This is a genomic window from Enterococcus sp. HMSC076E04, from assembly GCF_001814285.1.
Lineage (GTDB): Bacteria > Bacillota > Bacilli > Lactobacillales > Enterococcaceae > Enterococcus_B > Enterococcus_B lactis.
Genome location: NZ_KV815627.1, coordinates 65,317 through 92,170, shown reverse-complemented (window position 1 = coordinate 92,170; position 26,854 = coordinate 65,317). Strand labels below are relative to the sequence as shown.

The 26,854-nt window shown below is 37.9% G+C and carries 25 protein-coding genes and 1 tRNA gene; 10 read left to right on the top strand and 16 right to left on the bottom strand.

The features are described 5' to 3' along the window. Positions 1–252 precede the first annotated feature (252 nt). Both HMPREF2961_RS11275 and HMPREF2961_RS11270 read right to left on the bottom strand, forming a co-directional pair. A tRNA-Leu gene (locus HMPREF2961_RS11275) sits at positions 253–336 on the bottom strand. A 21-nt stretch (positions 337–357) separates the two neighbouring features. Continuing rightward, complete coding sequence (locus tag HMPREF2961_RS11270; RefSeq protein WP_002315117.1) at positions 358–1,878, bottom strand: hypothetical protein; 1,521 nt, start codon at positions 1,876–1,878, stop codon at positions 358–360. A gap of 297 nt (positions 1,879–2,175) precedes the next feature. On the opposite strand from HMPREF2961_RS11270, the gene HMPREF2961_RS11265 reads away from it, so the two are divergent. Further along, the gene (locus tag HMPREF2961_RS11265; protein ID WP_002315118.1) at positions 2,176–2,676 is read left to right on the top strand and encodes a GNAT family N-acetyltransferase; all 501 of its coding nucleotides are present in this window, start codon (positions 2,176–2,178) and stop codon (positions 2,674–2,676) included. Between the two features lie 188 nt (positions 2,677–2,864). Here HMPREF2961_RS11265 and HMPREF2961_RS11260 read toward each other — a convergent pair whose 3' ends face one another. Next, entirely contained in the window at positions 2,865–3,209 is a 345-nt protein-coding gene (locus HMPREF2961_RS11260; RefSeq protein ID WP_002292174.1) for a metal-sulfur cluster assembly factor, read from the bottom strand. Positions 3,210–3,361: 152 nt separating this feature from the next. After that, the gene (locus HMPREF2961_RS11255; RefSeq protein ID WP_002316215.1) at positions 3,362–4,282 is read right to left on the bottom strand and encodes a YitT family protein; all 921 of its coding nucleotides are present in this window, start codon (positions 4,280–4,282) and stop codon (positions 3,362–3,364) included. A 184-nt stretch (positions 4,283–4,466) separates the two neighbouring features. Between HMPREF2961_RS11255 and HMPREF2961_RS11250 the strand changes: the two genes are divergently transcribed. Then, positions 4,467–4,958 (top strand): YajQ family cyclic di-GMP-binding protein, encoded by a 492-nt coding sequence (locus tag HMPREF2961_RS11250; RefSeq protein WP_002309430.1) that lies wholly within the window; start codon positions 4,467–4,469, stop codon positions 4,956–4,958. Here the strand turns inward: HMPREF2961_RS11250 and HMPREF2961_RS11245 are convergent. After that, positions 4,955–7,357 (bottom strand): ATP-dependent DNA helicase, encoded by a 2,403-nt coding sequence (locus tag HMPREF2961_RS11245; protein WP_070704790.1) that lies wholly within the window; start codon positions 7,355–7,357, stop codon positions 4,955–4,957. The two genes, HMPREF2961_RS11250 and HMPREF2961_RS11245, sit on opposite strands and share 4 nt — an antisense overlap. A gap of 325 nt (positions 7,358–7,682) precedes the next feature. Between HMPREF2961_RS11245 and HMPREF2961_RS11240 the strand changes: the two genes are divergently transcribed. The 8 genes from HMPREF2961_RS11240 (at position 7,683) to rpsT (ending at position 14,153) form a co-directional block, all read left to right on the top strand. Next, entirely contained in the window at positions 7,683–8,309 is a 627-nt protein-coding gene (locus HMPREF2961_RS11240; protein WP_002315130.1) for an MBL fold metallo-hydrolase, read from the top strand. 23 nt (positions 8,310–8,332) lie between these two features. Further along, positions 8,333–9,037: a histidine phosphatase family protein gene (locus tag HMPREF2961_RS11235; protein WP_002329133.1), complete on the top strand. Its 705-nt coding sequence runs from the start codon at positions 8,333–8,335 to the stop codon at positions 9,035–9,037. 191 nt (positions 9,038–9,228) lie between these two features. Beyond that, positions 9,229–10,062, top strand: coding sequence for an undecaprenyl-diphosphate phosphatase (locus tag HMPREF2961_RS11230; RefSeq protein WP_002309434.1), 834 nt, complete (start codon positions 9,229–9,231; stop codon positions 10,060–10,062). Between the two features lie 196 nt (positions 10,063–10,258). Beyond that, on the top strand, positions 10,259–12,187 hold the full coding sequence (locus HMPREF2961_RS11225; RefSeq protein ID WP_070704787.1) for a heavy metal translocating P-type ATPase: 1,929 nt from the start codon (positions 10,259–10,261) through the stop codon (positions 12,185–12,187). Positions 12,188–12,320: 133 nt separating this feature from the next. Then, the gene (locus tag HMPREF2961_RS11220) at positions 12,321–12,776 is read left to right on the top strand and encodes a DUF441 domain-containing protein (RefSeq protein ID WP_002315133.1); all 456 of its coding nucleotides are present in this window, start codon (positions 12,321–12,323) and stop codon (positions 12,774–12,776) included. A gap of 80 nt (positions 12,777–12,856) precedes the next feature. Further along, positions 12,857–12,988 carry a hypothetical protein gene (locus HMPREF2961_RS15805; protein WP_256277988.1) on the top strand — a complete coding sequence of 44 codons (132 nt, stop codon included), beginning with the start codon at positions 12,857–12,859 and terminating at the stop codon, positions 12,986–12,988. 241 nt (positions 12,989–13,229) lie between these two features. Then, entirely contained in the window at positions 13,230–13,499 is a 270-nt protein-coding gene (locus tag HMPREF2961_RS11215) for a hypothetical protein (protein WP_002289125.1), read from the top strand. A 399-nt stretch (positions 13,500–13,898) separates the two neighbouring features. Further along, positions 13,899–14,153: a 30S ribosomal protein S20 gene (gene rpsT, locus HMPREF2961_RS11210; RefSeq protein ID WP_002292188.1), complete on the top strand. Its 255-nt coding sequence runs from the start codon at positions 13,899–13,901 to the stop codon at positions 14,151–14,153. An 88-nt stretch (positions 14,154–14,241) separates the two neighbouring features. Here the strand turns inward: rpsT and holA are convergent, their stop codons facing one another. The 11 genes from holA to HMPREF2961_RS11155 form a co-directional block, all read right to left on the bottom strand. Continuing rightward, the gene (holA, locus tag HMPREF2961_RS11205) at positions 14,242–15,288 is read right to left on the bottom strand and encodes a DNA polymerase III subunit delta (protein ID WP_002335668.1); all 1,047 of its coding nucleotides are present in this window, start codon (positions 15,286–15,288) and stop codon (positions 14,242–14,244) included. A gap of 36 nt (positions 15,289–15,324) precedes the next feature. Next, positions 15,325–17,598 carry a DNA internalization-related competence protein ComEC/Rec2 gene (locus tag HMPREF2961_RS11200; RefSeq protein ID WP_025477259.1) on the bottom strand — a complete coding sequence of 758 codons (2,274 nt, stop codon included), beginning with the start codon at positions 17,596–17,598 and terminating at the stop codon, positions 15,325–15,327. Further along, positions 17,591–18,130, bottom strand: coding sequence for a ComE operon protein 2 (locus HMPREF2961_RS11195; protein ID WP_002292191.1), 540 nt, complete (start codon positions 18,128–18,130; stop codon positions 17,591–17,593). The genes HMPREF2961_RS11200 and HMPREF2961_RS11195 overlap by 8 nt, the downstream gene beginning before the upstream one ends. 180 nt (positions 18,131–18,310) lie before the next feature. Then, on the bottom strand, positions 18,311–18,988 hold the full coding sequence (locus HMPREF2961_RS11190) for a helix-hairpin-helix domain-containing protein (RefSeq protein ID WP_002315136.1): 678 nt from the start codon (positions 18,986–18,988) through the stop codon (positions 18,311–18,313). A gap of 330 nt (positions 18,989–19,318) precedes the next feature. Beyond that, positions 19,319–20,362: a SepM family pheromone-processing serine protease gene (locus HMPREF2961_RS11185; RefSeq protein ID WP_002315137.1), complete on the bottom strand. Its 1,044-nt coding sequence runs from the start codon at positions 20,360–20,362 to the stop codon at positions 19,319–19,321. Next, entirely contained in the window at positions 20,352–20,843 is a 492-nt protein-coding gene (gene coaD, locus HMPREF2961_RS11180) for a pantetheine-phosphate adenylyltransferase (protein WP_002315138.1), read from the bottom strand. Before coaD ends, HMPREF2961_RS11185 begins: the two co-directional genes overlap by 11 nt. After that, positions 20,840–21,400 (bottom strand): 16S rRNA (guanine(966)-N(2))-methyltransferase RsmD, encoded by a 561-nt coding sequence (gene rsmD, locus HMPREF2961_RS11175; protein WP_002315139.1) that lies wholly within the window; start codon positions 21,398–21,400, stop codon positions 20,840–20,842. The genes coaD and rsmD overlap by 4 nt, the downstream gene beginning before the upstream one ends. A gap of 130 nt (positions 21,401–21,530) precedes the next feature. Continuing rightward, entirely contained in the window at positions 21,531–21,869 is a 339-nt protein-coding gene (locus tag HMPREF2961_RS11170) for a YlbG family protein (protein ID WP_002292197.1), read from the bottom strand. Beyond that, the gene (locus HMPREF2961_RS11165) at positions 21,859–22,299 is read right to left on the bottom strand and encodes a YlbF/YmcA family competence regulator (RefSeq protein ID WP_002315140.1); all 441 of its coding nucleotides are present in this window, start codon (positions 22,297–22,299) and stop codon (positions 21,859–21,861) included. The genes HMPREF2961_RS11170 and HMPREF2961_RS11165 overlap by 11 nt, the downstream gene beginning before the upstream one ends. Next, positions 22,280–23,404 carry a CAP-associated domain-containing protein gene (locus tag HMPREF2961_RS11160; protein ID WP_002315141.1) on the bottom strand — a complete coding sequence of 375 codons (1,125 nt, stop codon included), beginning with the start codon at positions 23,402–23,404 and terminating at the stop codon, positions 22,280–22,282. The genes HMPREF2961_RS11165 and HMPREF2961_RS11160 overlap by 20 nt, the downstream gene beginning before the upstream one ends. 20 nt (positions 23,405–23,424) lie before the next feature. Continuing rightward, the gene (locus HMPREF2961_RS11155) at positions 23,425–26,853 is read right to left on the bottom strand and encodes a pyruvate carboxylase (RefSeq protein WP_002315142.1); all 3,429 of its coding nucleotides are present in this window, start codon (positions 26,851–26,853) and stop codon (positions 23,425–23,427) included. Position 26,854 lies beyond the last annotated feature (1 nt).

Sequence of the window (26,854 nt, the reverse complement as noted above, 5' to 3'; positions counted from 1 at the left end):
TCTGGGAAGCAAACGGTTGGTACTAAGATTCATTATTTGAACGTTTAAACACATTCAAAATAGGAAGAGGCCATGCGAAAGAATACATCGCATGGCCTCTTTTTGAGTTGTTTTGTCACATCAGAGCGAGTTTTTTTGCTTATCTATTACTTCTATGACTTTCTTGCCGAAATCTATTTTATATCAGATTTTATAAAAAAATACCGATGGGATCTCTCCCTCGATATCTTTTCTCAGTATATAAAAAAATTATGCGGCTAAGAAGATTCGAACTTCCACGAGGTCGCCCTCACTAGCGCCTGAAGCTAGCGCGTCTGCCAATTCCGCCATAGCCGCATCACATGTTCTAGTTTAGGATTACATTTGTTTTTTGTCAAGAACATATTTTTTGTTCTTTTTTATCTCTACGCGTTTTCCCTCTTGCAACCAATACAAATAGTTCATCCGAGTAACTCCATCATCTATTGAAGGGCGATAAAAAAATTCTGTTTTTTCCATAAGCTCAATTTCACTTTTCAGAAAATTGGTCACATGATGCGGGACGCTATCGATGCAAACATAGACATAGTCAACAGCACGGATTCTTTCAAATAGTGCTTTCTCCCCATACTCATATGCGTCGATTCTTTCGACAGTTTTTACATATTTCTGCAATCCTTTTACGAATCCTTTTATTTGTTTGTTCCCAATCACAGCAATTTTGAGTGATGATGCCCACTTTTCAGCATCTATGCTCAATTGCTTTTTACTTGGCTGTTTAAATTTTTGACTTATTCTCTTTAGATATTTGTCGCTTCTTCTTTTTGACTTATTCTGTTCAACGATAGGATAGCAATACCTTAGATATACTGGACCGTCTACTGTTTTTTGATGTACTCGTACTGCTATCCCATCTGTTAAAAGATCTTTGCGTTTAAAGCTCTCTTCTACTATCAGTGGTCTTCTTTGCTCCGTATTGACCTCGTGGAAATAAATGCTGCCCTCTTCTATTTCTACAAAACCATAAAAAATATTTGTTTCTTGATACTGCAAATCATTCGCTTGTTGTTCAAAGATCCATTGATACCTATTGAACAGCTTGTTCAGCTGATTGAACTTATAAAATGATTGGGTGTCTAACTGCTGAATCAATGCATGGATCAGATCTTGAGGAGCTGCTTGTACGAAGTTTTGTTTTTCCTTTGCTAATTGTTCTGTTTGTCGCTGGTTGACTTTAGACAACTGCTGCAGTTCTTGTTTTTTCTTCTCCATGATTTTCAGATACGTAGCATTTCTATTTGAAAGCTTTTCTAATTTCTTGTTCAGTCGATCATTTCTTTTCTTTAATAAATCTGACGCTTTATGTATTCTCTCTAGATAATGTTGCATTTGGCTATTTTTTTGCAGCAAATAAATGATGATCTGGTTACGTTTTTGGAGTTCCTGAAGTGCGTGGTTATCTGTATCCCAGCCCACTTCTTCTAATTTTTGATACAATTGTTCTGTTTTCCTCTGCTGTTCGATGACTTTTTGTCTCATCTCTTCTTTTTCTACTTTTGCTTGCTGTTGCTGTCGTTCGAGTTGCTGTGACAGCTCTCTGATGTGTTTCTTGTCCTCTCTTCTTTTCTTGCTCACAGTAGCTACTTGCTTTTTTGCTTTACTCAATTCTTGCTTCAGTTGATTCATTTCATTGTTTAAACGAACGACTCTGGGATCGGTAGCTATTTTATTTTGCTGCTTTTTCTTCGTTTCTTTGTTCTTCTTTTTCTCTCGATTCAGCTGTTTTTGCTGCATTTTCTCCAACAACTGTCTTCTTCTTTCATTTTGATACTGATCATTTTTTATTTCTGCTTGTTGCCATCCTTCTGGAATTCTTTTATAACCGCTAAAGTAGTTCACGAGATCTCCTTTCTAGTGATCATAAGCAACGGACGAAAAAACTTTAAATAACACATTTATTAAAAATTCAATTTATCTTGAACTTTCAATATCAATCAATAAGATCATTTTTTCAAAAGATAACGAGCATTCATCTATTATAAAAACAATACAATAAATAACAAAAATCTGCAATCGTTTATTTTGTTAAATTATTCTTAATACGATACATCACAAAAAATAAAAATAAGAATGGCTATTCACCAAAATAGTGCTATAGTAGAAAAAAATATGTTTACTTAGGAAGAGGCGGATTCGATGAAATTGATCAAACTATGGGAAGCAGATTTGGAGAAAGCTTATCGGCTGCAAACTAGCTTCGGACCAAACGAGAATGGATTTATCAACAATACTTACGGCTATACACTTGCTGAATTTTTAGATTATGTAAAAAAATGCGAAAACACTTCTTTAGGGATCGATCTTCCTGAGAATTACGTTCCCGCAACCGTCTTTATTTTGGAAAATGATGGACATGAGTATGTAGGAATTTTTAATCTGCGCCATAAACTGAACGAATCATTAAGAAACGGCGCTGGCCATATCGGTTACGGCATCTCCCCTGACCATCGTAAAAAAGGATATGCAACACAAGGCTTAGCATTAGTACTGCAAGAGGCAAAAAAACTCGGCATCGATGAGGCACTTTTGTCTGTAAATAAAAAAAATCTTGGCAGTCTTAAGGCGCAGCAAAAAAATGGGGCCACGATTTATCGTGAAGATGAGAAAGAATACTATACGAAAATCAAATTGATGTAAAAAAGATGGATGGCAAAAGGAAAGGGATTTGAACGTCCTTTATCAATAGAACACATTTATTTGATTAACTTCTAATATAGCAGACAAAATTTTATAAACAAAAAAACCTCTTATCTCTTTTCTTCAAGAAAGGATAAAAGGTTTTTTGTTTTTACTATTTACTTCTCCTAGCTAGTCAGTCAAGATTCCTATCGAATCCCCAACGCAATCCGTGCATAACGGCTCATCTTATCGGTCGTCCATGCGGGATACCAGACAAGTTTTACTTCTGCTTTCGTTACTTCTGGCACTTCTTTCAATGCGTCATGGATAGATTCTGTTAAAATATCGGCTAGTGGACAGCCCATAGTTGTTAGCGTCATTTTGATGACTGTTTCTCCGTTTTCAGGATTGAATTCTATATCATAAATCAAGCCTAAGTTGACAATATCGATTCCTAATTCAGGATCGATCACCATTTCCAAGGCAGCAAGAATACGTTCTTTGATCAGTTCTATTTCTTGCGCAGACCGTTCTTGGTTTGCTTCGCTCATCGTACGACACTCCTTAACACGATTTTTATTTATCATACTCTTTTTTTAACTACTTGTAAATGAGAATTTAGAAGGAAGATTCTCGTTTAATTTTATAAAATGTCCTTATTAGATGGAATACATTAAATTCATTCTAAAATAAATCTGATTCCTCATTTTTTTTGTGAACGATTTTTTATTTCTGGCAATACACCTGTTGTTCGATACATTTTTTGTTCGTTTTCATTTGCAAATCGTCCAAATACTGAATGAGTTGGTAAAATATTGATAAATGCATCGTCGTCGATTTCATGAACGATCTGATCAAGATCATACATTTCATAGCGGGTGATGACCATCATGATCATATTTCCTTGTTTTTTTGAATAGCCACCGACAGACGGAAGCAATGTCATTCCACGTACCATCCGTTTCGCTAGTTCTTCTGTTACCTCTTCCGGTTTGACGGTCACGATCATCGCTGTTACTTTTTGATGACTCGTATGGATGGCATCAATCACTTGAGTCATTGCATAAATGGAAATAATCGTATACAAGGCACTTTCCCAGTTAAAGAAGAAGCCTGCGATGACTACAATGATCCCATTTAGAATCAGCATGTAATTTCCGACTGTTTTTCCAGTTGTTTGTGAAAGCACAAGAGAGATGATGTCCATCCCACCAGTTGTAAAGCCCATTTTTAAAGATAAGCCTACGCCAAGACCTAATAAGACACCGCCTACTAAGGCATTCATCAAAATATTATCAGTAATCTGTCCGACTGGAAGTAGCATCGTCATCACTGATACGCATACAACGTTCACAAAACTAAGGATCGTTGCTCGTTTTCCTACTTTGAGAAACCCTAATACAAACACAGGGATATTCAAAATAAAAATAAATGTTCCTGTGTCTACCTTGATATGAAACCATTCATATAAAAGCGAGGAAATGATTTGAGCGATCCCATTCATCCCTGCAGAAAAGACATTGGCTGGAATCAAAAAATAATTTAAAGCGACCGCAGCGGTCAATCCGGTTATCAAAATAACCACTATTTTCTTTAATCTTTCATTTTTATGATACGCAGTCATAATTTTGCTCACAAGCACCTCTCCTCTACTTTGTTATTCCAAATGTAAGAATAACAGTTTATCTATTAAAATAAAATACTTCGAACTCAAATGAGAAGAATTTTAGCAAACAAGTAAGAATCTGCCCCATTCCTATGATAAGATAGATGTATAGTAAACTTATACGTATATCAGGAGGGTTCTTATGGCAAAAGATGCTAGCTTCGACATTGTATCAGAAGTCAATACAGAAGAAGTAAAAAATGCGATTCAGCAAACAACAAAAGAATTGACTAATCGATTTGACTTCAAGGATTCTACGGTAGAAATCAAATTAGAGAACAGCAATCTAGTTGTCTTGAGCGATGATGATTTCAAAATCGAACAGATCAAAGATGTATTATTTGGTAAGTTGATCAAAAGAAATGTGCCAATCAAAAATATCCATTTTTCCGAATCGGAACACGCGCTAGGTGGCAAAGCTCGTCAAACTGCCGATCTGGTCAACGGAATCGATCGCGAAAACGCGAAAAAAATCACTACAGCTATCAAAAATGAAAAACTGAAAGTAAAAGCACAAATCCAAGAAGATCAGATTAGAGTGACAGGTAAAAACCGTGATGATCTTCAAGCTGTGATTGCTTTATTACGTAAACTTGACTTACCAATCGAGTTGCAATTCACTAACTATCGTTAATGAAAAAAACGAGGCTGACATCTGTCATCCCTCGTTTTTTTCATTACTGCTTCTTTGGATGACCAAAAACGCTGTATTCCTTCTTCCAATTCTCCAACACTTCGTACTTCTCTTGCTGTTTGCCAATGTTGTGGGAATAAACGTCGATAAGAGAAACGAGCAAATCGTTGATCTGCCAATACCACGATTCCTTGATCCGCCATGCCACGAATCACTCGACCACCAGCTTGCAAGACTTTGTTCATTCCAGGAAGCTGATAAGCGTAAGCAAATCCAAGGTGTTCCTTCTCATCATAATATGATTTGATCAGTTCCTGCTCATGATTCATCTGCGGCAACCCTACACCTACGATCATACTGCCGATCAATCGGTTCCCTCTCAAATCGATTCCTTCTGAAAAAATCCCACCAAGTACACAAAATCCTATCAATGTTTCATCGGGATCTGCTTGGAATTTTGCTAAAAATCGTTCGCGTTCTTCTTCATTCATGTCCGTTTCTTGGATCAGCACATTGCTGTCAGGATATTGCTGTTTGAATGCTTCCGCCGCAAGGTCTAAATATTGATAAGAAGGAAAGAAAACGAAATAATTTCCGACCTTTCCATCAGCAAAAGCATGGATCGTCTCAACTAATTTTGCCAGACTTTGTTCCCTTTTTCGATAAGTCGTCTCTAAGTAATTTGCAATGAAAACTTGCTGGTTTCCTTCTGGGAAAGGACTCGGCAGTTTGTAAGCGAGACTTTTTTGTCCGCCCAGTGTTTCCTGATAATAAGATAGAGGTGAAAAACTCGCAGAAAAAAGGATACTGCTTCTTCCTTTATCCAACGACTGCTCAAGAAACAAGCTTGGATCAATACAAAACTCTTTTACTATCAGATCGTGATACGTTTTTTCGACCGTTGTTTCATAGTGATCATCATAAAATTCACTGACCTTCAAAAAATGAAGCAAATCAAAGTAATAAGGAAGCAATTGTTCTTGTGATGGATGCTCAGGAAATTCTGCTAGCCATTCTTTGATTTTTTCGCTTAATTGATAACCTGCCTTTACTAAAGATTCAGCTGGTGCTTTTTGATGATGATAATCCCAATGATCTTCTTTTGCTATTTCTCGGATCGTATCAAATTCTTTCAATAGTTTGTTGAAACGACGATGGAGTTTTTTGAATTCCTTTGGTATAGCTTCCTTACTTCGTTTTGTTTTTTCATAAGATAGTTCTGCCGAATACATCTCTCGGGAACGATTCACCAAATTATGTGCCTCATCAATCAAAAACAGATAATCCTCGTTTTTTTCATCTTCAAAAAAACGTCTTAAATAAACAGTAGGATCAAACAAATAATTGTAATCCCCAATGATCACGTCGCACCAGATACTGACATCTAATGATAGTTCGAAAGGACAAAGTGTATGCTTTCTTGCATAAGTTTCGATGACTTCTCGAGTGATCTGATTCTCATGATTCAAAAGATCCCATAACCCTTCGTTGATACGATTGTAATAACCATTGGCATACGGGCACTGATCTGGATTACAGGTCGTCTCATCTAAAAAGCAGATATTATCTTTAGCCGTCAAAGTGACACTTTTTACTTCAGCTCCAGTATCTTTTAATGCTGTCATGGCATCTTCAGCTACTTGTCTAGTTATTGTTTTGGCTGTTAGATAAAAGATCTTTTCTCCCTCTTCTTCCCCTACAGCTTTCAAAGCGGGGAATAACGTAGAGATTGTTTTTCCTGTTCCGGTAGGTGCTTCTACAAACAATTTCTGTTTCGTACGGATTGTTTTATAAGCAGCTACCGCTAGTTCACGCTGGCCTTTCCTATACTCATCATGGGGGAATTTCAAAGCCATCAAAGAGGCATTGCGTACAGTGCGCCAGTTTTCTTGAAAAACAAGCCATTCTTTATAATCTTCAGTCAGTTTTTTAAAAAAAGTTTCTAACTGCTCTCTTGTCTGATGTTCGACCTTTCTCGTAATCACTTCTTCAGCCGTCTGAAAGTAAGTCAATTGCAGATTTATTTCTTGTAAATCATGTTCTTGACTATAGATATAGGCATACACCCTTGCTTGATGAAAGAAAAGTTCCACTTGTTCTGGTTCTAAATCTTCAAATCGTGGCTCGGAGGTTTTGATTTCATCTATATAATAAATACCATCTCTTTTGAAAATACCGTCTGCACGGCCTTCAACGATCAGGTGATATTCATCTAATGGAACTGTTGTTTTTAAAAAGACTTCTTTTTCATAGTCTTCTCCCGCATCTTTTTGGAGCTTGCGGTGGATTCTTGCTCCTTCTAATGCAGTATGGCTACTTTTTTTACGATTGTCGATACTTCCACGTCGCAAAATAAATTCTACTAAGTGCCGCACAGATATTTTTGACTGTTTGATCATTTCCACCACCTCTTTCTCTCTAAGATTACCTGAAAAAGCCTAGTTTAGCAAAAAGAGCTCTCTTTTCAAGCATAAAAAAACACCCCGCTGATTAGGCAGGGATATAGGATATAGAATTTGGATTTTTGGATGAGTCTAATGTAACAAGGACATATTAAAATGCTATGAAAACTTACTTTCCTTCTCTTTAGAATATCCAAATACTTTTCATATAGTCTGATAATTCAGATAAGTAAAGAGAAATAAGTACCTGTTTTTGTTTCCTAGCAATGAATGCGTTATACTAATGGATGAAAGAAGTTTTGGCTATCAAGGAGGAATGCACATGCATATCGAAAGATTAAAAACAGGAATGATTGAAGAAAACTGTTATTTGGTCTACAACGAAGAAGCACTTTTGATCATTGACCCTGGAGAAGATGCAGAACGAATCAAACAAGAAATCAAAAAAACAAACCAACAGCCGGTAGCGATTTTGCTTACCCATACCCACTACGATCATATCGGTGCAGTAGAACCTTTACGCGCATATTATCAAATCCCAGTGTATGTCAGCCCACTAGAGCAAAAATGGCTAGGTGATCCGATTTTGAACCTTTCTGGACTCGGACGACATGATGATATTGCTGATATTATTGTCTCGCCTGCAGAATATGAATTTGAAATGAAAACTTATACTTTAGGGAACATGTCTTTTCGTGTAGTCCCTACTCCAGGACACTCCATCGGAAGCGTTAGCTTTATTTTTGATGATTTTGTCGTTTCTGGCGACGCCCTATTTAGAGGAAGTATCGGTAGAACCGATCTGTATACAGGGAATTTAGAACAATTACTTCACAGTATTCGGACCCAGCTGTTTGTTTTACCTGATGAATTTGCAGTCTATCCAGGACATGGTGATGCAACAACGATTGAACAGGAAAAAAGGACAAATCCTTTTTTCAATCGTTAAAAATGATTTAGGAGGAGAATAAAATGACAGAAACTACACTTTATATCGTACGGCATGGAAAAACGATGTTCAATACAATCGAACGCGTACAAGGCTGGTGTGATACGCCACTCACAAAACAAGGACAAGAAGGCATCCATTATTTAGGGCGCGGGTTAAAAGATGTCGACTTTTCTTTTGCTTATTCTAGTGACAGTGGTCGGGCGATCGAAACTGCCCGTATTATTCTAGGAGAACATTCTAAGGGAAAAGAAATTCCTTATTTTATCGAGAAACGGATCAGAGAATGGTGCTTTGGGTCTCTTGAAGGTGGCTATGACATGGAAATGTGGGGTGTGATCCCTCGCGTATTGAATTTTAAAACCTATGATGAGATGTTTACCACAGAAGTTTCTTTTGAACAAATTGCCAATGCTGTATACAACTTGGATACGGCTGGATGGGCAGAAACTTATGAAACATTGCGAGATCGTGTGTGGACAGGATTTGAAGATATCGCCCATCACTGCGAAAAAAACGGCGGCGGAAATGTTTTAGTCGTATCACATGGTTTGACGATTGCCTTCTTGCTTAATCTGATTGATCCTAAACAGCCTGTTCGTGCTGGTCTTTTAAATGGCAGTGTAACAAAGGTTACTTATGCAAACGGTCGATTTTCTATCCATGGTATCAACGATACGTCTTATATCGAAAACGGGAAAGCACATAGTCGAGACTCGTTTTTATGATGGGATATTTTAATTTTTAACAGAGAATCATAAAAGGCAAAGTCTGAACGAGGGCTTTGTCTTCTTTTTTTCTCTTCGTATTCTTATCTGCTTCATTTCTCAAGTTTTTCTTAATATTAAAAAACAGATTGGGTTTATCAAAAAATAACGGTATACTATAAGATGTATCTTAATTGGGAAGGAAGGAATTTATGTTTTTTGCAAATATTATCAAAGCAGTGATTCTCGGTATTATTGAAGGAATAACGGAATGGCTGCCCATCAGTAGTACTGGTCATCTGATCCTAGCAGATGAATTCATCAAACTGGATGCCAGTTCACAGTTTATGTCGATGTTCAATGTCGTTATCCAATTAGGGGCGATCTTAGCTGTCGTCGTTCTTTATTTTCACAAATTAAACCCCTTTTCTCCAAGTAAATCAACGATAGAAAAAAAAGATACTTGGACACTTTGGTTTAAAGTGATCGTTGCTTGTATACCAGCCATCATCATTGGTTTGCCTTTGGATGATTGGTTAGAAGCAAATTTCCACAAGTTCTTACCCGTTGCCATTGTTTTGATTGTTTACGGTATTGCCTTTATTATTGTCGAAAAACGTAACAAAAACAAAACACCTCGTTGGACTTCGCTGAATGACTTTACGTACCAAGCAGCTCTTCTTGTTGGGTTATTCCAAGTCTTGGCACTTGTTCCCGGAACATCTCGTTCTGGTGCAACGATCCTAGGAGCTATCTTGATTGGCGCTTCGCGTTTTGTCGCTACAGAATTCTCATTTTTCTTAGGGATTCCTGTCATGTTTGGCGCAAGCGGCTTGAAGATCGTCAAATATTTAGCTGAAGGGAACTCATTCAAAATGGAAGAAACTGTTGTTCTTCTTGTAGGAACATTCGTATCTTTTGTGGTTTCTGTCTTAGCTATTAAATTCTTATTAAGTTATTTGAAGAAAAACGACTTTACCGCTTTTGGCTGGTATCGTATTATCCTTGGTATCATTTTAATTGGTTATTGGTTTATTGCAATGTAAGAAAAAACGGAACACTTCTCTTGTATGAGAAATGTTCCGTTTTTTTATTTTATTTAATGATAATTATTATAAATAATAAAAACTCCATCGAGCTCCATAGTCAAATGATAACCATTATCGTTCTCATTTAGCTGTTTTTATTATCAATTACATTTTTATTATGCTATCCTTGTTTTGACAAGGAGGACTGATAACGATGACTAATCAGAAAAAAGCTTTTACAGCAACAATTGGCTGTCTTTTATTTTTGATTGCCGGTTTTATTTTCGACCGATTCTCTCTCACCATCACCCCGCTTTTTTATATCAGCGCTATTATCATCGGTGGATACAAACAAACATCGGAAGGCTTGAAAGAATTGTGGAATGACCGAACACTGAATGTGGACTTATTGATGGCTTTAGCCGCTATTGGTGCCTATTTGATTGGTAATTACTTTGAGGGAGCAATGTTGACGTTCATCTTTTGTTTAAGCGGTGCATTAGAGGAATACACGACCAATAAAAGTCAAAAAGAAATTACCGCTTTGATGAATCTTCAGCCACAAAAAGCTCAGTTACTAAAAGAAAACGGACAAATGCAAGAAGTAGATGTTTCGCAATTAAAGGTGGATGACTTGGTGTTCGTCGCTAAAGGAGCGGCTGTTCCGATCGACGGTTGTTTAGAAAGCACACAGGCAACGATCGATGAGTCTGCATTAAGCGGTGAATCTGTACCTGTAGAAAAATATTTAGGAGATGAGATGTTTGCAGGAACGCTGAATAAAGGAAATCCCATTACGATTCGAGTAACAAAAACGAGTGCCGAAACTGTCTTTGCTAAGATCATCCAATTAGTGGAAGAAGCGCAGAATACGCCAACTCAAACAGCTTCATTTATCGAACGGATCGAAAACAATTATGTAAAATTGATTTTGCTTGCTGTGCCTCTAATGATCCTTCTCCCCCACTTTTTCTTAGGTTGGAGTTGGGATGAAAGCTTTTATCGAGGAATGGTATTATTAGTCGTGGCTTCTCCTTGTGCGCTTGTCGCATCTGCTACTCCTGCTTCTCTAGCTGCTCTTTCAAATTCTGCAAAAAATGGGATTCTAATCAAAGGCGGGATCCATTTAGAGAAGCTTTCTGAATTAAAAGCGATTGCCTTTGATAAAACTGGAACACTCACTAAAGGAAAACCAGTTGTGACTGACAGCTTTTTCTTTGATGAGAAGGATTTGGCACAACAACTTCTTGTTGCTATGGAACAAAAAACGACACACCCTCTTGCTCATGCGATTTTACAATATTTCGATTGCACAATACCCGAAGCAATCCAATGCCTATCAATAGAAGAAATTACTGGTTTTGGATTACAAACTACCTATTTAGGGGCGCAATGGAAAGTTGGCAAACACGCATATGATCCTGAGACGATGAGAATCAGCAAAGAGATTGAGGAAATGATCGAACGTTTAGAAAATCAAGGAAAAACTGTAATCTATCTTTCTAAAGATCAACAGTTAATCGCTGTTTTAGGTCTGTTGGATATTCCAAAAGCAAATGCCCAACAGGTGATTTCCTACTTTAAATCCCAAAACATCCATACAAGTATGATAACTGGCGACCATTCTGGCACAGCAAAGGCTATTGCTGAACAAGTAGGAATCGAACATTACTATGCAAGCTGTACTCCGGAAGAAAAAACACAACTAGTCAAAAAAGAAAATGAACGTTACCAAGTAAATGCGATGGTTGGTGATGGAGTCAATGATGCGCCTGCTTTAGCAGCTGCTTCATTAGGTATCGCTATGGGACAAGGAACAGACGCCGCAATGGATATCGCAGACATCGTCTTAATGAAAAATGACTTAGATAAATTCGTCTACAGTCATCGGCTATCTTTAAAAATGCGGCGGATCATCAAACAAAATATCATTTTTTCGGTTCTTGTTATTCTCTTGTTGATTGCTTCTAACTTCTTGCAATTTTTAAATCTACCTCTTGGAGTAGTAGGACACGAAGGAAGCACGATATTGGTTATTCTGAATGGCTTGCGCTTACTAAGACCTTTACCTGCTCTTTCTGATTCTTCAAAAAAATGTAAGCCTTGTCCACTATACCAAGCACGGCTGTCTTCTGCCAAATAAGTGAAGTTTTTTATGATTTTGTTTATTTTATGAAAAGATCAGCGTATGAATAGATTTCGAAGGATAAATTCCTGCTTTTGCAACTTTCTAAAAACATGTTATGATTGTTTCGAAGAAAGTGAGGAATTATTTCATGGAAAGTTGGCTTTTTTTAGGTATTATTTTACTTGTAGCAATTTTAGCTAAGAATCAAAGTCTAATGATAGCGGCAGCTTTTGTGCTGATTATGAAGCTCGTACCAGCCTCCCGTTCCTTTTTCCCTTGGCTTCAAGGCAAAGGAATCAATATTGGTGTGACGATCATCACTGCAGCGATTCTGATCCCTATCGCAACAGGAGAAATCGGTCTACGTGATTTATTAGAAGCCTTTAAATCCCCTATTGGCTGGGTAGCTGTTTTTTGCGGTGGGCTAGTGGCTGTCTTATCTTCCAAGGGCGTAGGATTGATTGCTTCTGATCCGCAAATCACTGTTGCGCTTGTTTTTGGCACGATTTTAGGAGTTGTCTTCTTAAGAGGAATCGCCGCCGGACCAGTCATTGCTTCTGGCATTACTTACTGTATCTTACAAGTATTTGCTTTAGGAAAATAGATCAAATTTTGCCTATTTTTAGGAGATTCTTAACACCCCCAATTTACTGATCCGTGATATACTGACAACGAGGTGATACAATGTTCGAAAAATTGAAGTATTTCATAGGAACAATTGGCTGGTTTCTTTTAGCGGTACTTTTGATTCTGGGATTAGCTTATCTTTTATTTCCTGATTTGATACAAAATGTGTTAGATACTGCTTTTGATTGACCTATTAGAATGATATAGGGGATGCTCCTGCGATGCAGGAGCTTTTTTTAAACAATGACCGAGCGAATGAGACTTCCTATTGAAATCGATGCACTTTTTTCTTTTTGGCTCTTCTCCTCTTTTTTGTTATACTAGATTACAGTGGACAAAAGAAGGTATGATTGCATCCACTTTAACGAATATCAAAATGGAAGAAACAGTACCTGTTCTCAGGTTACTTTGGAAAGAAAGGAAGACGCTTGTGGAAACTTTTGAAGGTCTTTTAATTGATACGTATGTTTTACAAGAACAGCCAATGATGCTGACTGGAATCAACTTGCAGCTTGAGGACCGTGTGATCAATGGCCTGCTTAAAGATCGCTATTTGGCAAAGTACATCTTACGTTTGCCACTAAATAAATATGTACTGGAAGTAAGTGGCAAATGGAACCGTCGGAATCAGTTAGTCATTAAAAAAATGTTGATAAAAAATATTGATGAATACATTAAAATAATCGGTACACCAGAATAACCTTTACCGATCAAAGGTGACTGGTTATAAAATAACTGCAGTTTCTTAATAGAAAAACAAAGAACAACAGGGAATCGTATCCCTTTTCAAAAAAAACTTTGCAAACGGTTCTCTTTGTTATATAATGACTTAGTACCAAACATTCCCATTCAATCTTTGTTTAAATAGATAAATAAAAATCTAGTTTGGTTTGACGCTATTGCCTCCCACAATAGCGTCTTTTTGATTTTTTCAGCTTGATTTATCTGTTTTTACTGATAAAAAAGTTTAAATAAAAGACTGTTAAGGAAAAAAACTTGTCATGTTCATATTGCAAAGCGCGCTGCCTTTAGGTATAATAATGAATGTTGAATTATGCGGTCACACGCGTAAGAACTTAAGTTATCGGAGGTGAAACTAATGCCAAACATTGAATCTGCAATCAAACGTGTTCGTACAAGCGAAAACGCTAATGTGAAAAATTCATCTCAAACAAGCGCTATGCGTACTGCAATCAAAAAATTTGAAGATGCTGTAGCTTCAGGTGCTGACAACGTAGATGCGTTATATAAAGAAGCTGTTAAAGCTATTGATATGGCTGAATCAAAAGGTCTAATCCACAAAAACAAAGCTAACCGCGACAAATCTCGTTTAAGCAAAAAAATCGCTAAGTAAAAGAATCGGCTTCGGCCGGTTTTTTTATTTGGCAAAAAAAGCCAAAAGCAACCGGTATTCTTGCATGCTTTTGGCTTCTTCTTTCTTCCTATCGATTTCTCAACAACTGCCCTGTGCGCAAAACGAAAAGTTGAAAACTTAATTCTTTTTCGATTTGCCCCGTTTTGATTTGATAATCCATTTCGACTAATTGATCAAATAATTGTACCAGCAACTGTTCATCGAATTTCCTTACTTCTTGCATGGCAAGTTTTACACGGTAGGGATGGATTTTTAATGTTTCTGCAATATTGGCCTGCTGATAGCCAATCTTTACAAGAAATTTTGTCTGTAAAAACAAACGTAATTGAGAAAGTAAAATCGCATTGATTTTGATTGTTTCCTCCCCTTGCATGACTAAATCTTCATATAAACGCAAGGCTTGTTCTGTCTTCCCTTTTAAAATATATTGGGTCATGTCAAAAATATTATGTTCCAATGTTTTAGGAACTAATTGTTCTACTTCTCGAACAGTGATTTGCTGTTGATTTTGTCCATAAAGAATTAATTTCTGTAACTCTCTCATCATTTTGGATAAATCTAAGTCGGTCAACCGCAAGAATAAATCAATGGCGTTTCGTTCCATTTTGATGGAAGAGTTCTCTAAGGTATTCATCAGATATTGACGTACTTCTTTTTCATTCAGCTGTTGGACGTTGATGATGGTTGCTGTTTTTTTCAATTGTTTCGTTACTTTTTTCCGTTCATCCAACTTTTCATATGGCGCAAAAAATACTAATACAGTCGATTCTAGTGGTTCTTTCAAATAAGCTGTCAGTAAATCAGTATTTTGTTCGATCCCGTTGTTTACTTTCTCACCTGTTAAAAAATATGGGTTCTCCACAAATACTAATCGTTGATCTCCGAAAAACGGCAATGTCTCTGCTTCAGCCACTACCTCCTCTAAACTTGCATTTTCCATGTCAAAACTTAAAAAATTTAAATCATCTTCGCCCTCTAATTTGATTTTTTTAACTATTTCTGCCCGAACTTGATCTTGGAGAAACTTTTCTGTTCCTAAGATCAAGTAACAAGATGCAAGTTTTTCTTTACGTATTTTTTGTAACTCTGCTTGTATACTCAAATTACTCACCACTTTCAAAATTATCCTACCATGAGAAGATGAGAATTACTAGTCTATCATTGTTTCCATTAGACCATGAGGATGAAAAACTGGATGCCAGCGATAGGTGATCATTCCTTGCTGATCGGTTCGCCATGTTCTTATCTGATTTTCTTCTAATGCCTCCAATACTTCGCTGTGAGGGTGACCATAACGATTATTTACTCCGCAGGATATAATTCCATGTTTCGCTTCAATACGGGAAAGAAAATCCGTATTACTTGATGTGCGGCTACCATGGTGACCTAATTTGACTACGTCGGCTTTCAAATTAGGATAAATAGAAAGCAACTGTTCTTCCATCGCTTGATTCAAATCGCCTAAAAACAAAAAACGTTGATTATTATAGTCCAGCCATAAACCAATCGAATCTTCATTTCTTCCTTCTCCCTTTTCAAAAGGTGTCAATACATAAAGATCATAATAGCCTTTGATCCTGTCGCCATGTTTGACTTCAATGATTTTAGTGCCATTTTTTTGAGCTTCTGTTAAATGCCTTCGCAACGGTTCATTTCGTCCAGCGCCCCAGCCAATATAAATTTTTTTGATGGTGAAATGCTGAGATAATGTGGACAATTCTCCCACATGATCCGTATCGTCGTGTGTCAAGATGAGTTTATCGATCACACTTATTCCCTGTCCTTTTAGGTATGGAACGATATTCCTTTCAGCAGGAGGTCGTGCAATACCTTGCGCCCACTTTTCCCTTTCAAAGTACAACTTACCACCCGTATCAATCAAAATCGTTTCCTTTCGAAAAGGACTTTGCAAAAAGATACTGTCTCCTTGGCCAACATCGATAAAAGCGATCGTTGAAGAAAAACGTAAAAATGGCAAAGTCAATAGCATCAAAGAAAACAGACCAACATAAAACAAGAGTTTCATCGGCTGCTCGTTCAATCTATCCATACAAATCAGCAATCCGAAAATATATACCCCTGATAGCATAAGAGGTAGACGCCCTATAACAAGAGGCGATCCTGAAAACGAATCGATCATTCGTTCAAACAAGATCAGTCCCTCTTCTATCAGCAAAAGTAAGGTTTTCGGCAACCAGCGATTGAAAAGCGTCAGAAAGAACACACTAGGAAGAAAAAGAAACTTGAATACCGGCGCAACCAGTAATGTAAAAAGACTGCCTAAAAGAGGCCACTCATAAAAATGCCATACAATCAATGGCATCGTGATCATGGTAAATAGGACATGAGAAGCCGTTTTTTTCATCCAATCTCCATCAAAAGAAATCAGGATAAACAAAAAACTCATGAAAAAACTAAGCTGCCCGCCCGCATGAAAAAGAAATCGAGGATCAAATAGCAAAAGAAGCCAAAAGACAACTGCAAATAAGTCCATAGAGGAGTAACGTTTATTCAATAATTTGACTAGCAACCGCAATAAAAACAACAGACTAGCACGCAAGACAGAAATAGAACTGCCTGCAAGAGAAACATAACAGATAGTTAGCAGACTCAACGGAATGATGCTGACGTGCAGTGGCCATCCGATACGTCGAAACAAATAATACAGCCACCCTAAATAAAATTGGATGTGTAATCCCGATAGGCTGAATAGATGCAGCAAACCACTCTCTCTAAAAATTTCTTCTGATTCTCTGAATCCTGAATCTTTATAACCCCATAATAAAGAATTGATATATACACTTGTTTTTTGCGGAAATTCAGATTGGACAAAAGAAATAAAAGCGCCTCTTTTTCTCTGGAGCCAATTTCGCCAATGATTTTGTATGTTGATTTTATCGACCCTTTGAATTTGGAATCGACCAGAGATTCTATGGTTCCTGAAGTAAGCTTCTTGGTCAAAAGTATAAGGATTTCGCTTTTTTTCGGGAGAAATAAACTCGCCTTCAGCTGTCAATTCTATCCCCTTCCCTCGGAACCCAAGCCAAGTTTTCAATTCCTCTTCGGTGTTTGCTTGATAAGAAAGCTGTATCTTCTGTTTACTCTCTGACAACCTTCCTTCCATTGTCAAAAAACTGCCATTTGCACGAATCGTATCTGTAGATAAAGTCACTTGCGCAGAAGTTTCTTTTTCCTCTAAAAATGAATATTCTTGTAGCTTATAAGAAACGGATACCATTATGCTACCAACAATACAGAAGTACGCGATAAAACGTCCTTCTTTTAGCGAAAACCACAAAAAAATTCCGGCAAGAAACAAACGATAAATCCAATTGTTCGTATCATACAACAAACAAATAATCATCGACGTAATTGCCGGAAAAATCAACCGATTTCGAACATGCCTTTCTAAAACGCTAGACATGTTTTCCTGTTAATTCATTTTGAAGTTTTGAAAAATGCTGCGAGTCTAAAGCAACTTGGTGTACAGATACGCCTAATTGTTCAATCAACGCTTGAGCATACGGATCATTTCGATAGTCATGGAGATAATTGATCCCTTTGACACCAGCTTGCAGCAAAGCTTTTGTACAAGCTAAACATGGAAAATGTGTGACATAGATTTCCGAACCTTCCGTTGGGATACCGAGTTTCGCGCACTGTAGCAGCGCATTCATCTCTGCATGGATCGTTCGCAAACAGTGTCCATCCACAACATAGCAGCCTTCATCTATGCAGTGGACATCTCCACTGACTGCTCCATTATAGCCGCCAGCAATGATCCGTTTTTCCCTAACAAGTGTCGCTCCTACTTCTAAACGTGTACATGTGCTGCGTAAAGATAACAATACTGCCTGAGCCATAAAGTACTGGTCCCAGGGAATGCGTTTGTTTTGAGTCTTATCAGTAATTTTTTCTTTGTTCGTATCGCATGGTTTTGAAGATTTTTCTAACATGGTTTACATTCCTCCGTTTTTTCAAGTTGATCAAAAAAGCACTCCATTGCTTAAACAAAATATTCTTTAAATATACCGAATCATCATGTCTGACAAAAGAGCATATCCTTCACTGCCGAAATGAAGTCCGTCATCCATTAGCCTCCATTTATTGCTCTTTTCAGTTGATTCTGAATCATTCTATTTAATTGTAACGAAGTTTTTTAGTTTTTCAACTGTCTTTTCACCGATACCAGAGATCTCCTGCAAGTCTTCCACTTTCTGGAAGGATCCGTTTTCTTCTCTAAATCGAATGATTTCTTGCGCCTTGACTGATCCGATCCCAGGAATCTGCTGGAGTTCTGAGGGACTGGCTGTATTGATATTTATTTTTGAAGGCTCGGAATCTGCTGTAGATTGTTTTCCTTCTGAGGATGCCAACTGATCAAGATGTTCTGGCAGCTCTTCACCTACAGCAGGGATGTATAGGACTTGCTGATCTTCTATTTTCGCAGAAAAGTTGATTCGATCGCTATCCGCTTCTTCTAATAATCCTCCTGCGCGCTTTAGTACATCATAGACCCGTTCTTCTGAAGAAAACGAATAGATACCAGGCTCCTTCACACTTCCTTTGATATCGGTGTACATAACCTTTGGACGAGCATCCTCTTCTACAGTATTTTCTTCAGGCAATTGATTTTCTTCACTGGAACTAAATGGAGAAAGCATTTCTTTTGCAGCGATTTCTTCTGGTTCTCTATGAAATAACAGATTTGACAATAAAAAACCACTGGCTATACAAAAAATAAGAACTACCGTAGACATACAAACGATTAACTTAGGTGAGGTGAGTATTTTCTTGCTGATTTTTTCTATCATTATTTCTTTTTACAAAGAATGATCAGTAAAAACCATTCATTACTCCTTTCATTTGAAATCGAAGAAACAGTGTGCTCTGGCAAAATCGTCCCTTCAACATCTAATTACGTCAATTTTTTCTTTTTTTTTAGCAGAAAGATATTTTGACGAAAAAAAAGGATTGTGACAGAAAATATGTCACAATCCCTTATTCAAAATAAATAGTATTCAATTAGCTCAAAAGCTTGCATCTGCGATAAATAAATCCAAACAAAAGAGGAGAAGCTGTTTTTGCTTAGCTATTCTTATTACTTGATACAGAGCAGCTTTTTCACAATTTTTTTAGTTGGTTCATTTCATTTTCTCTAGATAGTCAAGCGCATCTTGTACTGTTTTTACTGGTACGATTTTCATGGAGGAATTCAATTTTTTGGCAGCGGCTTTTGCTTCTTCGTAGTTGGTTTTTATTTCAGGATATTCTTTCTTAACATCATCTGAGATCGTATCATCTGGTGCAAAGAAAATCTCTACGCCGGCTTTATCCGCGCTTGCCACTTTTTTATCGATTCCTCCGATTCGGCCGACTTCTCCTTCGCTGTTGATCGTTCCAGTTCCGGCAATTTGCTTACCATGTCGCAAATTTTTACCAGTGACCTGTTCATAGATCTCTAAAGTGAACATCAATCCCGCTGACGGTCCACCAATAGAGCCAGAATTAATGCGAACGTCTGTATCTGATTCGATCTCTGTATGATCAGTAAGTGTGATGCCTATTCCTGCCTTTTTATCTGTTGGCAACTCAATCAGATCACCAGATGCTGTTTTTTCTTCACCATTATGCAAATAACTGATTTCGATTGTTTGTCCAACTTTTTGGCTTTTTACATAATCCATAAATGCTTCTGTACTTTGAAAGCTTTTGCCGTCTACTTTTGTTACTGTATCTCCTACTGAAAGCTTGCCAAAGAAGTTCGATGTTTTCTCTACTCTCATGACATATACGCCTTTGAATTCCATTTTATAAGGCTTGCCTGCAAGTTTCAACGCTTGTTCGATGGCTGCGTTTTGGGAAGAATCCATATAATACTGTTGCATTTGATTATATTCTTCATTTGTTGCCCCACCAGTCAATTCTTCTTTACTGATTAATTCTTCAAAGGGGGCTAGTTTAGCCTTTAGCGCCAAAAATCCGGTAGCTTGCCTGATACCGACGGATGTAAGAGAGAAAGAGCCAGAACCTTTGTCTTCTTTGTCATTGACTGTAATTAATTCTTTCAGATCAATCGTTGCTCCTGGTGATTCCACATAATATGGCAGAGGAACTACTACAAATCCGATGATCAACATTCCAAATATGATAATCAGTACTGTTTTCAACCATTGTTTAGCTTTCATTTGATTCACGCTTTCCAGCTAAAGCTTCGTTGATAACTGGCGGTAAATAACTGCTCACGTCTCCACCAAAGTGCAGTACTTCTTTTAAAATACTGGAACTGACATGGCTATATTCTGGTTTTGCCAATAAGAACACCGTTTCCAATTCCTCGTTTAGATGACGGTTCATCTGAGCGATTTCTCGTTCATATTCGAAGTCTTTGATACTCCGTATTCCTCTGACCAAGGCATCCGCGCCGATTTCTTTTGCCGTTTCCACTGTCAATTGATTTTCCTGATGCATGACTTTTACATTAGGAAGATGTGCCACAGCTTTTGTGATCAATGTCATTCTTTCTTCTGGAGGAAACAAACTTTTCTTTGAAGTATTGATAAAAACACCAATTACCACCTCATCGAATAATTTAGCCGCACGCTCCACTGTATCTAAGTGTCCTTTTGTAAAAGGATCAAAACTTCCTGGGAATAATGCACGTTTCATCGATTTCCCTCTTTTCTATAGATAGTCACAGCTGTTATGCCATAAATCTGTTTTCTTATTTGATGAAATCCAGCCACAGATTCTGGCAATTCGACTGTTTTATCCGTTTCACATACGATAACTGCGGTTTTAGAAAAAAGTCCCAGTTCTTCCATTTTATGGATTTGATCAATGATTTTTTGTTTTGCATACGGCGGATCAAGAAACAAGTAATCAAATTGTTGTTTCTCTGCTGCTAACCGTTCGATTGCTTTGTCTGCATCAAGTTTTATTGTTGTAAACTTCTCTGGTTCTTTCGTAATCTCGATGTTTTCTTTGATGATTTTTAGCGCTTGGTAATTTTTGTCTACGCATACTGCATAACTACAGCCTCTGGATACGGCTTCGATAGCTAGACCGCCGCTTCCTGCAAACAGATCCAATACTGTCTCTCCATCAAAATAGGGTCCAATCATATTGAATATGGATTCTTTTACTTTATCTGTAGTTGGTCTGGTGTTCGCCCCTGCTAAACTTTTTAAGCGGCGTCCGCCATAATTTCCTGATATTATCCGCATCTACTCACTCCTTAGAAATGGTACTGGTACTAGTATACCAAAAAAAAGACAAAAAAATACTTGGACAATGATCAATTTTTGATAGTTGTCCAAGTTATTTTTTTATTAAAAAACTGCTCATAAGAGATTTTTAAAGATGTTCAGCTAATCTGATTTCTGTATTCAGCTCTTCGATTTCGAAACCTTCTTCTTTTAATACCGTTTTATTACCTATTTTATCAGCAAAATTCATTTCGATATCTGGTCGGTAAGAACGTTCTACGTTTCGAACAAAATGTAATTTACGGATTCGTTCTTCTGTCTCTTCAAATGTCTCTTCATTCAAGTAAAGGACGACATATTTCATTCTTCTTGAGACATAATGCAACAAGCCGAACTTTTTTAGATTCTTTAATTGTTTTAAGCTGTAGACCCATACGATCAGCCCGCGTCGTTTTATTATTTCAAATTCACTATTGTCAACTTGCATGACAATTCCCTCCGCATCCAAAGTGTTTTTTCGTTTCAAAGAACGGACTACCTGCATCTACCTTGATTTCATTAGAAACTTCTTCGGCAAGTGCTTGGACAATTTGATCCAATAGACTTTGTAACTGTGTTTCACTATACCTAAAAGCTGCGACATGCTCATTCAGGTCAAGCTGTCTTCTTGCTTTTCGAAGAGCACGTTTTTTTTCACGATAATCAGGTGCATATTCGCCATATGCCGCTACATTTTCAAACGCCTTTTTCTTCGACAGGAACGCCTCTTTTAATTGGCAGACTTCTGCAGATTCTTTCATTGACTGTTTATGTTTGAAATAAGAAGTCATCGTTTTACTCTTTTTTATCATTTCAGCGACTCGGAGGCATTGATCCTCCAGTTGAAACAGCTCTTCGTTAACGATCACTGCTATCACTACTTTCTCCGTTTTCTTCTTGCAATAAGACTAACATATTTTCTTTAGAAAAAGCAATGCCTAATGAATCCGTTCCCGGATCCATAAAGCGGTCATGATTATATGGATCGCTGTACCAATATAAAAACGAAAAAGTAGCGTCGATTGCTGGATGAATAAACAGTCCACTAGTATTTTCTAATTTCTGTTTACTGATTAACTTCTCCAATTCATCATTCGTCAAGGAGAATTTCGTTGTCGTTTGTCCACTGCCTAGCGATTTTTGCCAATCAGCCATACGTTCGTCTGACAAGATTTCTTCAGGCTTTGTCAAGAAATCATGTAGCAGCAGCCGACTGTGGCTTTGAAAGGCAAGTGGTTGGTTGTATATAGGAAGTTCGTCTTCTCTTCTAAGCATGTTTAGTATAGTCGTACTTTTTCGTTCTTTACCGCGATTGATCGATTCCCAGTCAGCCGATTTATCTGCTTCATAATGTGGGAGACCTTCACCAAACACTTGATACGGTAAAAGTTTCAAAAGACTATCTTTATCTAAATATACAACTGAAAACAGACCGTTAGTTGTTTGATCAAAAAACAAAATAGCAAAAGTGTCGTTATCAAAAGCAATCAGTGGACGATAATTCATATCCTCTTCCATCAGTTCGATTCCAACTTCTGTGTCGTGATACTCAAAAGTGAAATTAGTATAGATAGTCGTGAGTTTCGTTAGGTCCTGCATCGTCATCCCTAAATAAAACGGCGTGATATCAGCAGGTCCTGTTTGCAGTACTTTAACAGTTGTGACCATGCTATCTTGGACATTCACTTCAAAAGTGAGATGACTGGCTTTGTTTTCATAATATCTTGTTTCAAAACCAAACCCACTAGTTAATCGATCATAGGATTGTCCAAAATCTTTTTCTAGCTGTTCAATCGGTTTTCCAATATAAGTAGAAAAACCAGTTGCTTTAAGCTCCTGGTATTTCCACGTTGTCATTTGATTTGAGATTTGTTGATCAGAGTTTTCCTTCACTTCAAGTTTTGGCGGGAACAAGACTGGTTCCATATAGAATGCCGCAATAACTAATAGCAGAATCAGCCAAAACAAACCCAGTCTTTTCATGTTTCCCCACCTTTCACTTATTATTTTTCAGTCACTTCAATCAAAAGGTCGCCAGACGAAATCGTGTCGCCTGAAGATACATATACATGTGCAACTTCTCCGTCAAAACGTGCTTCGATGGCTGTTTCCATTTTCATTGCTTCAGTAATCATCAACGTGTCGCCTTTTTTGACGTTATCGCCTTTTTTCACTAATACATCAAGCACAGAACCAGACATCGTTGCTCCGATTTGCTCTCGGTTTGTTGGTTCAGCTTTCAATCGAGTTTGAACCGCACTGATGATTGAATTATCTTTGATAGTGATTTCCCGTCTTTGCCCATTCAGATTGAAGAACAGTACGCGATTTCCTTCGATATCGGGTTCTCCGATTTCATCTAACCGGATGATAAGCGTTTTTCCACGTTCGATTTGTACATTGATCGTTTCACCTAAACGTATCCCTTGGAAGAATGTTGGTGTATCCAGTAATGTAACATCGCCAAATTGATTATACGCTTTTTGATAGTCCAAAAAGACTTGCGGATACATCAAATAACTTAATACTTCGTCTTGTTTTGGTTCATAGCCGATTTTTTCTGCCAATTCTTTTTTCACTTCGTTGAAATCGACTGATTTCGCCAACAGTCCTGGACGTTCACTCAACGCGGGTCTGCCCTTAAGAATGATCTTTTGCAGTTTTTCAGGAAATCCGCCGACTGGTTGTCCTAGTTCTCCTTGGAAGAAAGTCACTACAGATTCAGGGAAACTTAGTGTTTCGCCTTTTTCATAGATGTCTTGTTCTGTGAGATCATTTTGGACCATGAATAGTGCCATATCTCCTACGACTTTAGATGATGGAGTTACTTTCACGATATCGCCAAACATCAAATTGACAGTATGGTACATTTGTTTGATTTCATCCCAGCGATGACCTAGTCCGACAGCTTTTGCCTGCTGTTGCAGATTTGAATACTGTCCTCCCGGCATCTCATGCATATACACTTCTGTTTCAGGAGCATTCAAGCCATTTTCAAATGGTTTGTAATACATACGCACATCTTCCCAATAATGGTTCAATTTCTGTGCATTTTCAATTGTGATTTCTGGCAGCCGTGGGCCATTGACCAGCGCATAATACAAGCTACTCATGCTAGGCTGACTCGTGTTCCCACTCATTGCACTCATTGCTACGTCAACGATGTCTACTCCTGCTTTTGAAGCAGCGGAATAAGTGATAATCCCGTTTCCACTAGTATCATGAGTATGCAGATGGATTGGCAGATCCGTCGTTTCTTTCAATTCACTAATCAAACGATAAGCTGCTTGCGGTTTAAGCAATCCAGCCATATCCTTGATTGCAATGATATGCGCACCCAGTTGTTCTAGTTCTTTTGCCATGTCTTTATAATACTGAACATTGTATTTTGCTCGGCTTGGATCGTTGATATCGCCAGTATAGCAGATAGCTGCCTCTGCGATTTTACCAGTATCCCGTACTGCTTGGATACTTTTTTCCATTTGAGGAGTCCAGTTCAAACTATCAAAGATTCGGAAAACATCAATCCCTTGTGCTGCTGCTTCTTTGACAAATTCCACCAGTACATTGTCAGGATAATTAGAATACCCAACGGCATTTGAACCTCTGAAAAGCATTTGCAGCAATGTATTAGGCATTAAAGAACGGATTTTTCTCAATCGTTGCCAAGGATCTTCATTCAAAAAGCGGTAAGCCACATCAAATGTTGCTCCCCCCCACATCTCACTTGAAAAGAGTTCAGGAAGACCTTCTCCCGTTAAGCGTGCAATCTGCTTGAAATCCTTTGTCCGAACACGAGTTGCTAGCAGACTTTGATGAGCGTCTCTAAATGTCGTATCCGTCAACAATAAATTTTCCTGTCCTTTGATCCATTCAACCAAAGCATCGGCACCCTTCGCATCTAATACGTTCTTAGCCGTTACATAATCAGTTCTTGTGATTAGATCTTTAGGCATACGTGGTTCTTCATAAAATGGTTTTTCGCCACTTTCGATACCTGGAAAACCATTGACAGTAATTTCACCGATATATTTCATCGTTTTATTTCCGCGGTCTCGTAGTCGAGGAAATTCAAATAATGTTGCTGTACTATCGATAAAAGTTGTTTTTGCATTTCCTGATTGGAATTCAGGATGTGTGATGACATTTAGCATAAATGGAATATTTGTTTTTACTCCACGGATCCTGAATTCTTTCAAGCAACGTTCCATTTTCTGAATGGCTGTTTCAAAAGTAGCGCCATGCGTACATACTTTTACTAACAATGAATCAAAATACGGCGTCACCACATAGCCAGCGTAAGCATTCCCTACATCCAGACGTACGCCAAATCCGCCAGGTGAACGATACGTATCGATTTTTCCTGTGTCTGGTAAAAAGTTATTCAACGGGTCTTCCGTAGTAATTCGGCATTGAATAGCTGACCCATTCAATTTGATTTCTTCTTGCTGAGGCAATCCGATTTCTTTATGCAAATCTAACCCTTGGGCAATCAATAGTTGTGTTGTCACGATATCAATATCTGTAATCATTTCTGTGATCGTATGTTCCACTTGGACGCGAGGATTGACTTCGATAAAGTAAAAATCATCTCCTTCAACAAGAAATTCTACCGTACCCGCATTGACATACCCAACATGTTTCATCAATTGGACAGCTGCCTGACAAATTTTTTGACGTTGCTGTTCGTTCATAGAGACACAAGGCGCTACTTCTACTACTTTTTGGTGGCGGCGCTGAACAGAACAGTCTCTTTCGAAAAGATGGATGACGTTTCCATGTGTGTCACCAAGAATCTGTACTTCGATATGCTTAGGGTTGGCGATGTATTTTTCAACATACACTTCATCGCTACCAAAGGCAGCTTTTGCTTCGCTTTTTGCACGTTCGTAACCTTCTCTTGCACTCTTTTCATCATGAGCCACACGCATTCCGCGACCTCCGCCGCCTAGAGCTGCCTTAATCATAATCGGATAACCGAATCGTTCAGCAAATTCCAATGCATCGTCTACAGAAGCGATTGGACCATCTGTGCCTGGAATTGAAGCAATTCCTGCTTCGATGGCTGCAGCTTTTGCTTTGATTTTATCTCCAAAAATATCCAAATGATGCAGTTTGGGTCCAACAAAAGTGATACCCTCTTCCTCGCACCGTTGCGCAAAATTCAAGTTTTCCGATAAAAGACCATAACCAGGATGAATGGCATCAGCCCCGCATTCTTTCGCGATAGAAATGATCCCTTCAATATCTAGATACGCATCAATCGGTTTTTTCCCTTGTCCTACTAAATATGCTTCATCCGCTTTAAAACGGTGTACGGAATATTCATCTTCTTCTGCATAGATTCCAACAGTTTTAATTCCTAATTCTGTACAAGCACGAAATACACGTACAGCGATTTCACCCCTGTTAGCAACTAAAACTTTTTTCATC

Bases quoted from the DNA above. Each gene is read 5' to 3' on its own strand.
- HMPREF2961_RS11235 (WP_002329133.1), top strand. From the start codon at position 8,333: ATGACAGAAACTACACTTTATATCGTACGGCATGGAAAAACGATGTTC.
- HMPREF2961_RS11170 (WP_002292197.1), bottom strand. From the start codon at position 21,869: ATGCAAGTTGACAATAGTGAATTTGAAATAATAAAACGACGCGGGCTG.
- HMPREF2961_RS11190 (WP_002315136.1), bottom strand. From the start codon at position 18,988: ATGATAGAAAAAATCAGCAAGAAAATACTCACCTCACCTAAGTTAATC.
- rsmD (WP_002315139.1), bottom strand. From the start codon at position 21,400: ATGCGGATAATATCAGGAAATTATGGCGGACGCCGCTTAAAAAGTTTA.
- HMPREF2961_RS11265 (WP_002315118.1), top strand. From the start codon at position 2,176: ATGAAATTGATCAAACTATGGGAAGCAGATTTGGAGAAAGCTTATCGG.
- HMPREF2961_RS11260 (WP_002292174.1), bottom strand. From the start codon at position 3,209: ATGAGCGAAGCAAACCAAGAACGGTCTGCGCAAGAAATAGAACTGATC.
- rpsT (WP_002292188.1), top strand. From the start codon at position 13,899: ATGCCAAACATTGAATCTGCAATCAAACGTGTTCGTACAAGCGAAAAC.
- HMPREF2961_RS11250 (WP_002309430.1), top strand. From the start codon at position 4,467: ATGGCAAAAGATGCTAGCTTCGACATTGTATCAGAAGTCAATACAGAA.
- HMPREF2961_RS11225 (WP_070704787.1), top strand. From the start codon at position 10,259: ATGACTAATCAGAAAAAAGCTTTTACAGCAACAATTGGCTGTCTTTTA.
- HMPREF2961_RS11155 (WP_002315142.1), bottom strand. From the start codon at position 26,853: ATGAAAAAAGTTTTAGTTGCTAACAGGGGTGAAATCGCTGTACGTGTA.
- HMPREF2961_RS11160 (WP_002315141.1), bottom strand. From the start codon at position 23,404: ATGAAAAGACTGGGTTTGTTTTGGCTGATTCTGCTATTAGTTATTGCG.
- HMPREF2961_RS11255 (WP_002316215.1), bottom strand. From the start codon at position 4,282: ATGACTGCGTATCATAAAAATGAAAGATTAAAGAAAATAGTGGTTATT.
- HMPREF2961_RS11245 (WP_070704790.1), bottom strand. From the start codon at position 7,357: ATGATCAAACAGTCAAAAATATCTGTGCGGCACTTAGTAGAATTTATT.
- HMPREF2961_RS11200 (WP_025477259.1), bottom strand. From the start codon at position 17,598: ATGTCTAGCGTTTTAGAAAGGCATGTTCGAAATCGGTTGATTTTTCCG.
- coaD (WP_002315138.1), bottom strand. From the start codon at position 20,843: ATGAAACGTGCATTATTCCCAGGAAGTTTTGATCCTTTTACAAAAGGA.
- HMPREF2961_RS11230 (WP_002309434.1), top strand. From the start codon at position 9,229: ATGTTTTTTGCAAATATTATCAAAGCAGTGATTCTCGGTATTATTGAA.
- HMPREF2961_RS11195 (WP_002292191.1), bottom strand. From the start codon at position 18,130: ATGTTAGAAAAATCTTCAAAACCATGCGATACGAACAAAGAAAAAATT.
- HMPREF2961_RS15805 (WP_256277988.1), top strand. From the start codon at position 12,857: ATGTTCGAAAAATTGAAGTATTTCATAGGAACAATTGGCTGGTTTCTT.
- HMPREF2961_RS11220 (WP_002315133.1), top strand. From the start codon at position 12,321: ATGGAAAGTTGGCTTTTTTTAGGTATTATTTTACTTGTAGCAATTTTA.
- HMPREF2961_RS11240 (WP_002315130.1), top strand. From the start codon at position 7,683: ATGCATATCGAAAGATTAAAAACAGGAATGATTGAAGAAAACTGTTAT.
- HMPREF2961_RS11185 (WP_002315137.1), bottom strand. From the start codon at position 20,362: ATGAAAGCTAAACAATGGTTGAAAACAGTACTGATTATCATATTTGGA.